Origin of the sequence: Sutcliffiella tianshenii (assembly GCF_016908565.1) — a bacterium.
GTDB lineage: Bacteria > Bacillota > Bacilli > Bacillales > Bacillaceae_I > Sutcliffiella_A > Sutcliffiella_A tianshenii.
Map to the genome: position 1 here is coordinate 85,379 of NZ_JAFBED010000001.1, position 16,175 is coordinate 101,553.

Genomic DNA, 16,175 nt, shown 5'->3' on the forward strand with positions numbered 1-16,175 from the left:
GAAAGATAGAATTTTCTTGAAACAGACTTTTTATGGTTTCTCTGTTTAATTGCTGTGGTTTTTTATCCGCACCCTAATTATGAAAAATAAGGACCCATCTTCCATGAAGATGGGTCCTAAAGTCTAGCTGGTTATTCGATTATCTTTTCCAGTGATGCTGCAATAGCTGCACTTACTGCTGATTGCCCACCAAATATAGTTACTTGCTTGACTCCTTGTTCTGTCATATAACTAGAAACTACACCTGGAACGTCATCACCAACCAGTAAGATAGAACTGTTATTTTTCGAAGCTAAAACAGCTCCAGTCAATGCATCAGCAAATCCTTTTCCAGTAGCAACATACATATGCTTACTGGATACCCCGAATGCTTTCGCTACTTCTATATTTGTTTCATAGCGGTCTCTTCCGCGTAAGCGGCTAGCCGAAGGTAGTTGATCTGCAATCTCTTCAGGGATCATCGCATATCCACCAACTACAATGCTTTCTGATGCTCCTAACGCATCGATTGCATCCTTAGTATATCCAGATAAGCTCTCAGCTGACGTTAATAAGATTGGCAAGCCTTCTCTTGCTGCAAAGCTAGCAACAGAAAGTGCATCTGGGAAGTTTTTACCATTTGCTATTACAACTGTATCCGCTCCATTTGGAGCTACTTGCTCAGAGATTAGTGCTGCAGTATGATATCTGTCAGATCCAGCAATTCGAGTTACCTCTAGACCTTCATTTTCTAGTTGGGAGGAGATATCATGACTTACCGCACTGCCTCCACCAAGAATTATCACCCTACCAGCGCTCAATCGAGTAATTTCTTCCATTGTCTCACCTGGTAATTGATCGCTTCTTGTAAGCAATATCGGCGCTCCCAGTTTATGGGCTAAAGGCACCCCAGCTAATGCATCTGCATAGTCATCGCCTCTAGCTAGCACTACAGTATCTGAGGTTGTCCAGCCGTTTCTGCTAGTTTCAACTGCAGTTTGATATCTTGTCGGACCGGAAATACGTTCTAACTGCTCTTGAGAAATAAACAGTTTACCAGCGGCTTCTTGTACAACCTTGTTCCCAGCCACATCTGTTAATTCCACTTCAATAATGGCACCTTGAAGGTCTACATTGGTCGGAACGGTCCATGTTCCTTTGTATACCCCTGGTTCCACTTCTTCCATTTCATTGCTAGAAGAAGACTGAGTAGTGATTTGGGCAGGAAGCTTAATGGAATAGCTTGCAGTTCCGCCTTCAGATTCACTTCTAAAGGATACTTCCACCTTATCTCCTGGTTTTACATATAGATCCGAAGATGGCGTTAATTCTGTAATCACCGGTGAACTTAGGTTTACTGTTACCGTTCGTTCCACCGTTGTCACATTTCCTACTGAATCTAAAGCTTCCACTTTAACCGTATGTGTTCCTTCTTCTAGAACGATCCGAGTAGAGAACGCTCCATTCTCATCCACAGCTACTTCTTCACCATTTACTAGAATTCGACCTAAATTCGCATCTGTTGCAGTACCATTTACATCCACCACTTCTTTACCGGTTACCATGTTATCAACAGGAGAGGTTACTTCAAGCTGCGGTCCTTCAGTATCCACGATAACAGTAACCTTCTTATCAGCAGTAACTTCACCGGCAAAGTTGTTGGCTTTTAGAACAAGCTCATAACTGCCATCTTCCAAATCTTGTATCTCTACGCTGAAAGAGCCGTCCTTTTCTGGTAAAACTGTTGCAAGCACTTCTTCTCCGTGAAGAATCGCGACAGTACTTCGATATTCTCCTGTACCAGTCAAGGTCACTTTTCCATCCGTGGAGATGATTTCTTCTTCATCTGCTACCGGTGCTGCCGGTAATTCTTGCACTCCATCTCTTGCCCATTCGATTGCCTGAAGATATAACTGCTTCCCTTGTTCAGTCCAACCTTGTTTCGGGCTGATCATATTGTTTACAGCGTATGTGGAGAGTAATAGATGCATATGATTCTTACTTTGGAAATCGTAAGCAATCGTTGCGCCTTTATCCTCTTCATCCACAATAAGATTTGCAAGTGTAATACCTTCATAGTTCTCAAATGTTGCATAAGGGCTCTTCTCACTATGAATTTTGATTTTTTCTTCATCTAATCCTGTGAAGATTTCATGGTCCTTTTGTACATCTACATAGACAGCTCCTTCGTTATAACCGTGTTCTGCACGAACAGGACTACCAAATGCTTTTTCCAGTAGTTGTATGGAGCCATCAACACCCCAAGTATCTACAAACACCAAGCTCGTTTCATTCTTGTTACTTTCATCAATAAGTTTTTGTAGCTGCTCTTCCGTTCCGGTATTTGTGTTGACGATAATTACTTCATAGTTATAAACATCGTCTACAATATCCCATTCACGTTTTTGTGCAGCTAGGCCACTCTCTTCAAGGAAGTCCGTGATGGAAGTTTGAATATCTCCCAGTACGGCAATGTTGAAGTCACTTAGCTTAATGTTTAATTCAACATTTTCCCCATCTTCAATCACAATCTCTTGTGTGACTGTTTGATAGCCATTTACTTCAATTTTAATTTCATATTCACCCGCAAGGAGTTCATCGAATTGATAAGCACCCGCTTCGTTCGTCTCAACTGTTTCTTCATAAAGACCGGTCTTCTCTGTCAGGGTAACTTTTGCCCCTTCCAGCCCATTGCCTTCTGTATCTGTTACTTTACCGGTGACACTCATGCGGTCTGTCTTTTCCATTTCAAAGTTCAATTCGACTGCTTGGCCAAGTTCCTCGATTACAGCAGTTCCAGTTTGAGGAACAAACCCTGGGATTTGAACTTTCACTTCATGGCTTCCTACCCCTACGCCTAGACGATATTGTCCTTCTCCATTGGTCTCTGTGCTCAACCCTTGGCTTTCAATGGATACGGTCGCACCTGGAATAGGATTTCCTTCCTTATCTTTGACTGTACCAGTTATTTCGCCAAGACTGGCTGCTATTGCCCAGTCAACCGCGTTTGTGAAGATCCGTGTTGTATCATCTGTCCATAATGTCTCAGGATTCCCGTACGCCCCGGCATGTATGCTGGATAATAAAATGTGAACATTGTTGGCGGTTCTAAACTTATAAGCGACTCCTCCACCAATGGTTCCATTTGTATCATGCGTCAGATCAGCAATGGTTGTCCCGCTATACTCGGAGAAATAGGACCATTGTTGATTTGCGTCACCCCTGTCAAGGATGCGGATGACATCTCCGACTTCATAACCAGCAAATATCGGATGTTCCTGCAGTACAGTGTAATTTACATGTCCCGGTGAGAAGCCTTGGGTGACTGTCACTGGGTCTTGATAAAAGTCACGTAAATCACGGATTGTTCCACTTGAGAATTGGCTTGTGAAAATCATACTTATTCCGAAGCTATCTGCTAAATCTACAAACTCTTTAAATTTAGCTTCAGGCATTCCCGAATAATGTCGATCATTAAAGATTACAAGCGCATATTCACTTAATTCTTCCATTAATTGATCTGTTTCGGTATTAACCCATGGTATGGCTTCGTACCCTTGCTGCTCCAATACGGTTACGAACCTGCCAGCATTAAGGCTTGTTCCGACTACAGCAATCTTTTCGGAAATACTTAATGTGAAGTTTAACGTTTTCTCTTGATCAATTTCCACTTGAACAGGTACTACTTGAGGAGTATATCCGTTAGCAGTGACCCGCACCTGGTACTCTCCAGCTGGAGCTTGTAGTTCATAGTAACCATCCTTATCCGTTGTTGTCTGTAAAGGAGTTCCATCCAACTGGATTTTCGCGCCTTCCAGACCACTGTTCGTATCTTCTGCTTTTACCTGCCCTTTAATGAGGCCAGCATTGTCAGATGTCAGTACGAATGTCTGTTCCTTGCTTTCTCCGCGCACCACATCCACGACAAACGTTTCCGATTCATGTCCGAAAGCATCCACATTCAATGTGTACGTTCCTGTATCGAGCGCCAGGAAGAATGAACCATCCTGTTCCGTTTGGAATGTATATCCTGTTTCCTGTACGGTAACGGTAGAGAAGACACTGCGGTCAAAATTGTTATTCACTTGACCATGTATTTCCCCGACTAACGGCTCTTTATTATCGAGGGCCCAAGTCAGAGCGTTATTTACGATACGCCCACGATTTTCATCCGGATCGCCGTTCTCAGTAAAGCCATACCCGAATGTCATGTTGGATAATAGGACTTCCACACTGTTCATTGTACGTCCACCATAAGCCACGAAACTTCCAAGTTCCCCTTGGCCAGGATGGGATACTGTCGCTACTGTTTTCCCAGTATATCCTTCAAATCCGTGATAATATCTGCTTTCAAATTCGAATTGCCCATTTTCATCCGTTTTGACACCATCCAACAATGGGTGGTCCTCAATAACCTTTACAGTCGATGCCTTCTGTGAGGACGGTGTACTGCCCATATGCTCTATAGCCGGATCTCCCAAATAATCTACAAGGAAACGAATACTTCCTCTTGGACCTCCATTACCAGTCCAAATGACAGGAGTTTCAGTCCGGTCTAATTCTTTTAAGAAGTCTAGGAATACCTGCTTTTCAGGATTTAAGTTATTGTTATAATCCGAATTAGCAAATATCAGATCATAATCAGCGATTTTGTCCAGGTCTGTATAATAGAGATCCTCTACTATATATCCTCTTGGAGTTAAATACTCCTTCAAATCAATAACTGAAGAAATCTGCCCGTCAACAATGACTCCGATTGTTGGAGACGGCTTCATTTTACGCTCAAAAACGGTTGCTTCCTTCGCTTTGATTTCTACATCGAATTCTTGAAGGACATATCCTTCCTTTTTTACAACCAGAGAGTAGGTACCAGGCTCCAAATGCTCGATAGTAAAGGTTCCGCTGACATTTGTAGTCGCTTCTCTCGGTAAACCTTCTACCTCAATGTGGACACCCTGGATTCCTTCTAGTGTGTTTTCATCGAAGAATTTCCCTTCTAAAGAGCCGTTGTTCTCCTGTGAAGCCATTTCTACTGTAAACTGCTCTAAGTTTTCATCCAATGTCACAGACTTTATTTGAGTTTGATAACCGAATGATTCAATTTCCAATTCATAGGTACCGTCTAATGCTGCAATACTGAAGAAGCCTGTTTCAGGGTCTGTCCAAGAACCTAACCCTTCGCCCTTCACTTTGACATTTGCATAAACAGGGTTCCCTTCCTCATCCGTTACATACCCTTCAATTGCATTGTATTCAACGTAAGCTGCCCACAATAAGGCTTTAACGAATATATCCTTTCCATTTTCCGTGTAATGCCTGTTGTCATGAGTAAAGGAAATACCATGCCCACCCATGAGAAGTTCCATACTTGAAGCTGTTCTTGGTTTATATCCAATACCTAATCCATGAACATCTTCATGTGCTTCGTGTTTGATATAAGCTAAAGGATAGCCTGAATAGCCCTCAAAAGAAGCAACATCACTGCGGTTCGGTAAGAGGATGTCAACAAAATCCCCTGGCTTCAAGTCTCCAAAAATAGGATTCTCTTCAATTACTTCGTAACCTGCCGAGCTATTATAATCTCGATGCTGTGTACGTGATTCCGGATCCTTGAATCTGTTCACAAGATGATTCAATCCTGATCCAGACCAATAATTATCACCGAAAATAACACTTACTTCATGCTTGTCTGCTTCTGCAAGGAATCCTTCCAATACTTCCAATGTGACACTGCTTGTGGATTGATCATTAAAGAATACGACATCCAAGTTAGGCAACTCGGATAAAATGTTACTGATAGACGAATAGTTTGTCGCTTCGATTCCATCCTCTGCCAGTAAATCTCTCAGGGATCCAAACGATCCATCCCCAATGATCCCTACTTCAGGTGAAGGGTAAATTTCAATATCCAACTGAATAGGTTCACCTGCAACACTTATCGTTTGTGTATAGGTTACATGGTCTCGCAGCACTATTTTCAGCGTATATGCCGCTTCATTCAAACCTGTTATTTCATAAGCACCATTGATGGAGCTTACTTCTTCTGCAACGAGGTTGTTTTCTTCGTCGTATAAGTTGATTTCAACATATGGTATTGCCTGACCAGTAATTTTATTCGTAACTTGTCCGGAAACTGTACCACTGTTAGATACTCCCATCGTTACATCTTTTATTACCGGCTCTCCATTTTTGAACTCGACTGTCGCTTCCTGCATGGCATATCCGGATCTTCGGAATTCAACCGTATATGTGCCTTCATCATGGAACAATTCAAAAGTACCATCGGTTGATTTTGTGGATACACCAGTTTCCACGACCTCTACGGTTACTTCCAATGGATTTCCTTCTGTATCGACAACAGAACCGGAAATTCCACCAAATTCAGCATCCATCACATAATTGATTCCGTTCAATAAGATTTGCTGTTGGGTAGGCAGCCAACCATTGAATGGAGATACCCATGGAGAAGCTGCATGTGTCGAAAGAAGTAAATGTGCACTGTCTTCTGTAACGCCTTTATACGCTACACCCGACCCTACAAATCCGATTCTCGTGCTTCCGACTGTTGCCAAGTGACGTCCGGAATACTGGTTAAACCAGGCAAAATCTCCGTTAGAGTGAATATCGTAATTGCTGTCTTTCTCCAAACCTGCCATTATTGGATGCTCTTCATCCACACGTAAGCGGATTGTTGCACTTTCGTAATCTGAGTTATATTGTGCCGGATCATTCCTGAACTCCCATAGGTGTCTCAAACTTCCATAACTCATGCCCCAAGTATCGGCAAATACAATGCTGACTCCCTTTTCCTCTGCTGCGGAAACGAGTTCCTCGAATGCTTCTTCTGTAGGTCTTTCTCCAGAAGTAGTATAGGCACCATTCATGTACAGAATCTGATAGCTGCCAATTTCATCGATGACATCCCATCCACGCTCTTCAGCAGGGATGTTATTATTATTAAGGAATCGCACAATTTCTCCATTGTAGTCATCCAAAACGACAACATCCACAGGTGTCATTTCGAATGGTACAGCTGTGTTTTCCCCTCCCTTGACTGTTACTTGAATGACTTGTTCCACATATCCGGCCAAGGAGAATTGCACATCATACGTTCCTTCATATACTTCTGAAAAACTATATTTTCCGTCTTTATCTGAACTAGCTTCAAGTGGTGTGTCATTCACTTTAATGGATACACCCTCAAGAGGAAGTCCAGATCTCTTATCTTTAATGTCACCTGAAAATGATCCAAGTGCTGCCGGGTCAAGCTTAAAGTCTTTTTGAATGTCATAGCCTGTGACAAATGTAACTTTTTCTACAATCTGCTTGAGTCCGTAATAAGCAACTTTTACATCATAGGTACCTGGCTGCATGTTTATCGCATAGTTTCCATTTTCATCTGCTTCAGTTGACTTTCCTGTTCCAACGATGGTTATTTTTGCTGGAACCCCTTCGCCGTCAGCATTAGTAACAGAACCGGATAACAAACCAGGCGCTTCAAAGCTCGATACACCTGTATGATCTGCTACAACTATCTGGCCATCTGTAATTGCTACCCCTGCTGTACTAGTGTTTTTCAGATTATAGGTATGCACCTTTTCTCCTGAAAACACATCGAGCACTTGGAGATTGGAGGATAGATCTGTGACAAATAGATAGCCATTTCCAGAAACAGCTCCACTATTAACCGTCATACTGCCAATATCCGTTTCCCAAACAAGCTCACCGGAAGTTTTGTTAAACGCCTTGATGACTGGTTTTACAGAAGAGCCGATGATGACAAGGTCATCATATACAATTGGAGCACCAGCCTGGGTATCACCTATATCTGCTGCACTCCACAATTTATTACCTGTGGCAGCATCAAAGGCATTTAATGTACCTGATTGATTATTGAAGTTTACACTTACTGCATAAACGACCCCATCCACATAAACCGGACTCGATGCGAACCCTTCTTTTTCCAAAGTTACTTTCCACTGCTCAGAACCATCTGCAAGGGAAAGGGCAGTTAAATCCTTAGATTCATACGTTCCGACATATAACAACCCTTCACCTATGGCACCGCCGAAGAACGATCCATCACCTATAGCTTTTTCCCATACCTTCTCACCAGTTTCCGCATCAAGGGCAACTGTTTTTGCGTCTGCTTCCATGTAAGAAGTGATGTATAGGATCCCATCATGATAAATCGGTGCTTCATAAATTGCAGGAAAATCAACTTTAGCTGTCCATTTTGTCATACCTGATTCTAAATCAATGGCATAAATCTTACTATCCGAACCACCTGCCACATAAACGATGCCGTCGACAACTGTCGGAGTGGAACGGTTTGTATTACCAGTCCTGATGGACCATAATTCTTCCCCGGTGCGCTGGTCCACAACCTCCACATATCCGCGGTCGGTGGTAAATACTACTTTACCTTCCGCAATAACAGGTGAACTGAATAATACTTGTCCACTTGATTCATAAAACCAGGAAGGCACTAATTTCTCTGCATCGACTTCCGCCGAGGTCACCGCGTTCCTTGAGAAATTATTTTTGGAAGTAGCCCAATCATCCAGTGCGGTGATCTTCGTGGAAGCTACCTCAAAATTAACCGTTGTATTTTCATTTACGGTAATTGTTTCTGATTTTTGCTTTATCCCTTGACCGTTCACTACGATCGTATATTCATTCTCCGGGACACTTTCAATCAGAAACTTTCCTTCTGAGTTTGTCCTTACTGTTTCCAGAGGCGTATCCAATACGCGAACATAAGCATAAGGGACAGGTTCACCATCTGTATTTTTGACGGTTCCCTCTACGTTGAATCTTTCTGCCTTTTCCAGTGCCCATGCTTTATCCAGCACCTCGCCTTTTTTCACTTCCACGGTTTCTGTTATCGCATGGAACCCAAAGGAATCGACTTCCACTTCATGCGTGCCTTCGCGAACCTTGAAGCTGAATTGGCCATCCTCTTTTACTTTTATGCGCAAGTCTTCTTCTGGCATGAAGATCTCACCTGCAATCGGATTGCCATCTTTATCTTTCAGGGTCCCTCGGATTTCTCCCGCATACGCTGCTTCTGTCACAGCCTGGTACACGTTGACAATTCCATGGCCAAAATTATCATTTGGGAGCGTACCCATATGACTTTCTGTCCGTGCTGTCCTTTCCAGAAGATCAGCAACTTCATCAATGGTCAAGTCAGGCTGGCTTTGCAAGATAAGTGCAATCGCTCCAGTAACATGAGGAGCTGCCATGGATGTTCCACTTATTGTGTTATAGCCTCCACCTGGCCATGCTGAATATATTTGGTGACCCGGAGCTGTCACCTCAGGCTTAATGTATCGCACTTGTTCTCCATTTTCATTTGGCCAGGAAACTGGACCTCTACTTGAGAATGAAGCAATCTGATCATTTATATCGGATGCCCCGATCGCAAAAGCTTCGGGAAAGCTTCCCGGAGATCCTATCGTTTGAGCGCCTGGCCCTTCATTTCCTGCAGAAAAAAGAGGGAATATTCCAGCTGCGACCCATGCACGTACCCCTTCTAAAAATTCAGTCCGATAAGTATCGGCACTTCCCCAAGAATTATTTACCACATCAGGCGCTTTACTTGGATCACCACCAGGAGCTAAAAACCATTCGAATGCTTGGTGAATGGCGGATGCAGTTGTCCCGCCTGAATCGTTGAAGATCTTGGCAGCTATCCACTCAGCACCCGGGGCGACCCCGATCGGTTCACCTGCTCCACCACCAACTGCAGACCCGGCAACATGCGTTCCATGGCCATGGCCATCTTTCGGGGAAGAGTATTCAGAGCCTGATAAATCAATCCAGGAATATTGATGGTTTCCATCACGGCCACGGTAGTTATGCTGGAGCGCTTCATGCTCTCCCTCAACACCAGTATCCATGATACCAACCACAACACCTTCACCCTGGAGTTTATATTCCCCCCATACTTTTGGAGCAAATATTTTTTCCAATCCCCACTCCGGAAGTCGTGGAGGGGAATCTTCCATTAAAACTTCGGGAACCTGAAACTCTCTATCCAAGGTTATCCGCTTCACGTCTTCTCTTTGGGCAATGGTCTCCAATGCCTCTTTATTCATGGTGGCGGAGAGTCCGTTGATGACCCAGAACGATTGGATATTACTTACCATCTTCTTACTCTCTAAATCTTGCATTTGCTGCAATAGCTTACTTTGAGAAACTTTGGCAACACCTTTTAACTCATCAATGACCGTACCTACGCGATCCGTTTTATTATCAAGCGCAGAAACAGTAGTCGATAATTCCTTCATATCAACAGATTCCTTTAAACGGATAATGACATTGACCGTTCCCTCAGAATCTAGTTCATTGATAATATCTGTTTCTACTTTCCCTTCCATTACAAAATCATCTTCATCATATTCAGGTTCAGAAGATAGGTTAATTCCATCTAACAAGCTTGGAATCCCATTTTTTGAAACTTCACCATTAGTTTCTTCAGTATTATTAAGAACGCTTTTCTCTCTTTCCTTTTCTAATTGCTTTTCTTGTTCGACAGTCAACCTGTTGGATTCATTAGGAATTTCTGCTCCTACGATGTTCGGTAATAATAAACTGGAAATAAGCAGAAAAATCATGAAAAGTGAAATAGATTTCCGTTTTTTCTTCGAGTAATATGTACTCAAGTCTTTCGCACCCCCATTTTTTTCTAAAAGAAGACTAGACTCCTGCATCCCCCTTTCCATCACTCAGCTAAACTAAAACAGTTAATCTCTTATGAGCTCTTAGTTGATTGAAAGGAAGAATGATGACAAATCAGGATGTAGAAACAACTCTTCATTTGTAGAAAAACTTTACATGGTGAATGCTATAAGGAATAACATACTCATCTCAACTTGTTATTTCGACAACAGAAAAGAATATCCTATTAAAAGTTTACTAAATATTTAAATTATTTAATAAATGGTAAATTTGGATTATAAAAGGAAAAAGCGTACTCCATCTTTAGGAGCACGCTTCTACTTTTATCTAACTATATTCCTCAATTCTTCCACTACTTCTTTCGAAACTGCAGCTTCTCCACCAAAGATAGTGAAGCGACTAATTTCATTCTCTTTTATATACTCTTTCGTTAATGAAGGTACATTTTCGTTTACCAGTATCACTCCGCTATCATTCTTTGCCGCCAAGGCTGCACCCGTTAAAGCGTCTGCAAACTGTTTACCAGTCGCCACAAAGAAATGATTTCCCCCAACGTTAAAATGTTCAAATACTTTAATATTTGTTTCATATCGATCGCGGCCTCTCACTCTTATAGCGTTTGGCAACATATTTTTAACTTTATCCGAAACGGCCGCTGTTCCACCAATTACTACTGTATCAGCAACTTTATATTTCTCCATAACCTTCCTTGTCGCAGCAGGCAATTCATCTGTACGCGTTAACAGTATCGGTGTGCCTTCTTTAGCTGCAAAGGAAGCTACGGAGAGAGCGTCCGGGAAGTTATCACCGCTTACCACCACCGCTTTTTTATTGTTTGATTCTAGATGTTCTGCTATTAAAGCAGCAGTATCATACCTGGTTGGCCCTGAAATTCTATCCACCACGATCCCCATTTCCTCTAACTCTTCTGCAATACTTTCGTCGAGAGCTGACATCCCTCCTAAAATTATTACTCGTTCCGCTCTTAAACGTTCTATTTCTTCCTTAGCAGCCGGAACTAAGCTATCGGTTTCCGTTAATAATATAGGTGCTCCAAGCTTATGGGCTAAAGGTATACCAGCTAGTGCATCAGCGTAGAAATCACCTCTGGCCAAAAGGATAACATCCGCCGACTCAAATCCTTCTTTACTAATTTCCACGGCTGTTTCATACCTGGTTTTACCTCTTAGCCTTTCCACTCTCTTATGATTCAGGTGAAGTGAACCTTCAGCTGTAACACTGGTTCTATTCCCGGCAGGATCATCATGTTTTATGAAAAATGCAGCATTGGTGAAGGTTGCATCAACCGGAATCAACCAATTCACCTCATATACATAAGGCTCCACTTCCTCCAAGTCCAGCTCCCCGAGAACATTATTCGTTTCATCTTTAATGACCAAATAGGCAGTTCCGCCTCTTGTGTCACTTGTAATCGAAATCATTACGCTATCTCCTGGATACTTATAAATGTCTTCCGAAGGCCTTGTTACACTTATTACAGGTGCAACTGTATCCAAGTGTACTTCAATTGACCCCACCTCATCATTTCGAGCTAAATCCCTTGCTTCCACAACAATTTCGTTCAATCCTTCATTCAATTGCACTTCATGATTAAAGCTGCCATTTTCATTCACTGTTACCTCTTCACCTTGAATAAACACTTTATCAAGGTAGGTATCGGTTACAGAACCGGTTACAGTAATGTTCTGTTCATTTGTTGACAATCCACTTTTTGGTGAATCAATAGATATGGTTGGCTTTGTCACGTCTTTAATTATTGTTAAAGTGTTAGAATGGGAAGATTCCACCTCACCATTCGTTAACGTCGCGGTAATTTTATTTTCCCCTTCATTAACCGGCACTTCCAATTCAAACGATTGATCAACTGCTTCTGTCGTTCCTACCAAGGCGTCATTATTATAAATATTCACCACTCCATCTTCTTCAACAGAACCAGAAATGGCATACGTATCTTCATTGACAAACACGTTTTCGGAATCTCCATTGATTGTAGGTGCATTTAAAACATAATACAGGTGGGAACGGATCATGAAATTCCCATCTGATAAACCTAACTTCGAAAACACACCGGTGTTATCCATTTGATAAGAACGATCTGCCGAAGGTGAACTTTCATCGACTCCTACTCCCGGGACATTTGGAAAATCACCTGTTTGAAGAACGACTACAAAATAATCCTTGTCAGTCTGATATTCGAATTCGCTTAAATCAACGAAATTCCATTGACCCCTTTCACCAGCGACCGTTTTCGGGGCAATCACCCTTTTTCCTGGATTCCCGTCTTCATTACTTTCATGCACTGCAACGGAGAATTCATTACCTCCGGGCATTGGCCAGTTCGCCTCCCATAAGTAAACGCTGATCCCCGCTAATTCTGCTAATTTCTCTGGTGTCATCCTTGTAGCAAATCCATACCCTGCACTATAGTAAGCCTTCGCATTTTCTGCCGATCCATCATCATAGGAAATAGCGACCCCTGGGAATGGCGTCATTTCCACCGGCACAATGGAACTTTCCCCTCCACTTACTTCCACAGTGAGACTCTTATGCTGGTAATTCGGTAGGGATAAACTTAATGTATAGTTACCTTCCAAAACTTCCTCGAAAGTATAATTTCCATTTTCATCAGTCTCTGCAACAGGTAGCCTGCCATCCTCCATAACTTTCACTTTGACACCTTGTATCGGTTCCTGTGTCCTCACATCTTTTACATTCAGTGAAATTTCCCCTCTAGGTATCTCAGCCAATAGGAAGCTCTTCTCGATTACCTCTTCATCCTGCAGAACAAAATCCTCCTCTTGCTTGTAATAACCATAAGACTCTACCCTTAGCGTGTAGGTTTCTCCATCAGGTGTAGGTCGATGCAGAATATGATAGGACCCATCCTCCAAACTCGTTTTGACGGTTCTTCCGGTTTCTACAACGGTGACATATGCTTCAACCGGCAAACCACTCTGATCAGTAGTGACGGCCCTTTGTTGTTCCGCCTTTTGGGTTGCTTGGAATTCGTCTTTATCTACAGTTATTTTTGTATCGGACAGCACTGTTGCTTCAACAACCGTATTACTTGTGATGGACAGCTCATCAATATACCACCCTGCATGATTGATCTTATCATCAGAAGTGAATAGTAGAGCTACAAACACTTGATTTTCAGAGCCGGCAAAGCTATTTAGATTTACCGCCATTTCTTCCCATGTTCGTTCCCTTCCAGTAAATGTTGCTGCTTCATGCCATACGTCACTTTCAATATCGTTTGTCACCAACACTTTAGCATTGTCATAGGTATACTCAATATCAAACCAATGCTGGAAAGAAAGCGAAGCAGTTTCTGCGTTCCTTAGGTCAACCGGCGGAAACTGCAGTAAGCTATCGGAATGATCAGAGTAGTTGCTTGTCAGTTTAGTCGCAACCAGATTCTCCCCGCTCCTTGGGGTTGTACCAACAGTCGGGGCTCCCCACTCCCAATCACCATAAAGCAACATGCCATCTAAATTGTTTTCGAAATTAAATTCAAACGGTTCTTCCGGATTGATACCGAAGCTGATTTCCACGTCGAATATTTCCGTTTCAGCTTCATTCCCACTGAAATCCACCGCTTTTATCATATATTGAAAGCCTGGATCCTTCACGAATTCCCTCGGTACTTCCACTTGATAATTTCCATTCATGAAGTCTCCGGTCGTTCGAGTATGCTCTACAATTTGCCAATCTGATTGTTCATTTTCTCTTACGTATAATTCTGCCTTGACCACTGAAACATTATCGGTGATTTGTGTATCAAGGACGACATCCAAACCTGTATAACCAAAAGTGAAAGGCTCGTGCGTGATTGACGGAGCTTCCTCATCCACTCCCTGCTTCAAAACCTGCCCCGTAATGCCACCTATTCCGGAAGCAATAGAAGCAACCGCTTCGTACGCATTTACCAAGCCATTTCCGTAACCGTGGTTTGGCGCCGTCGGATACTGGTTGTCTGTAAGCGGAATAGCCGTTTCATTGATGATATCTTCAAGTTGATCTACCGTTAAAGAAGCGTCAACGGAACGTAAAAGCGCAGCAACACCTGAAATATGGGGAGCCGCCATGGAGGTCCCATTCCAACCACCTTCATACCCTGTCGGAACGGAGGATCTAATGTTAACTCCCGGTGCAGCAATATCCGGCTTAAGATCATCTGCATAAGGGCCGGCTCCTACACTCGAGAAGCTTCCTCTTCTATTCTGGCTGTCCGTAGCTGCGACAGCATAGCTTTCCGGATAGTTCCCAGGGGCACTTACTTTATTTGGATACGCATTTCCTGCTGAAAATACTGGCAGGATACCTGCATCTCTCCAGGCCTGGACCATTGGACGATACCATTCATCCAATCCAGCTCCGCCTCCCCATGAATTGTTGACGATATCAGGAGCCAAGCTAGGATCCCCATTCGGGGCCAACATGAACTGTCCCGCGGCCAGCAGCCAAGATGCCTGACCACCTTGTTCCGTAAATGCTTTAGCTGCAATCCACTTGGCACCCGGAGCAACACCTATTTTATTATTGCCGGCAGGATCCTGACCAAGTATAGTCCCCATAACATGACTGCCATGCGGGATGCTAGCAGCATCATAAGGCATGCTTTGATTTGATACAGCATCAAACCAATTTCCTATAGGGTTTGGGTTATTCGGATCCAAAGGATCATACCCACGCCACTTCTCTTTTAGGGCTTCGTGGGACCAATGGGCACCAGTATCGATCATCCCGACGACCACACCACTACCATCAATGCCAAATTCATTCCATACTCTTGGTGCTTCCACTTGGTTAATGTTCCACTCTATACTGCTATCGTCCTCCTGCAGGATACTCTCGCCCATAACTTGCTGAGTACTTCCTTCCGTATGGATTGGAGACATTTCCGGCCAATCGATGTCAATCTTGAAGTCCAATATGATATTTTCAACCTCAGGATGATTTTTCAACTCTTCTAAAATTTCCTGGGTTGCCTTCACGTATACGACATTCATTATGTAAAAGCTTTTCACATCTTTTACATGTTCACTTTTCTCTAGAGATTGAAGTAAGGAATTTTGTGTGATTTCTGCTGTGGATTTTAATGCGTCAACAACTGCATAGCGAGTCTGGAGGTTTTGTTGGAAGGGAGAAACATGTTGTATAGCTTTCATCTGTTCCCTCGCTTGGATTACAACTGCTGTAGTATCTACTTGATCCTTCATTTCAACTAACAATTCGACATATTCATTTTCCTTAAAAACTTCTGTTACCTCTTCACTTACCGTTACTTTGTGATTTCCATCCGTAGACTTTAGAAATATCTCAGCTTCATTCGCACCTCTTGCCCCAACAGTACCAATCATCGTACTAAAAATTAGGAATAAGGATAATAGCGATGCAAACAATGGCTTTCTAATTTCTCTCTTTTGCTTCACTTAACACACTCCTCTATTTTTTCAACATCAATACTACTATTTAGACATTTTTCT

2 protein-coding genes are annotated in these 16,175 nt (G+C 42.7%); both read right to left on the reverse strand.

All coding sequences use genetic code 11. The features are described from left to right. Positions 1 to 131 precede the first annotated feature (131 nt). On the reverse strand, positions 132 to 10,649 hold the full coding sequence (locus tag JOC95_RS00380) for a carboxypeptidase regulatory-like domain-containing protein (protein ID WP_204412407.1): 10,518 nt from the start codon (positions 10,647 to 10,649) through the stop codon (positions 132 to 134). Positions 10,650 to 10,988: 339 nt separating this feature from the next. Continuing rightward, the gene (locus JOC95_RS00385; RefSeq protein ID WP_204412408.1) at positions 10,989 to 16,121 is read right to left on the reverse strand and encodes a cell wall-binding repeat-containing protein; all 5,133 of its coding nucleotides are present in this window, start codon (positions 16,119 to 16,121) and stop codon (positions 10,989 to 10,991) included. Positions 16,122 to 16,175 lie beyond the last annotated feature (54 nt).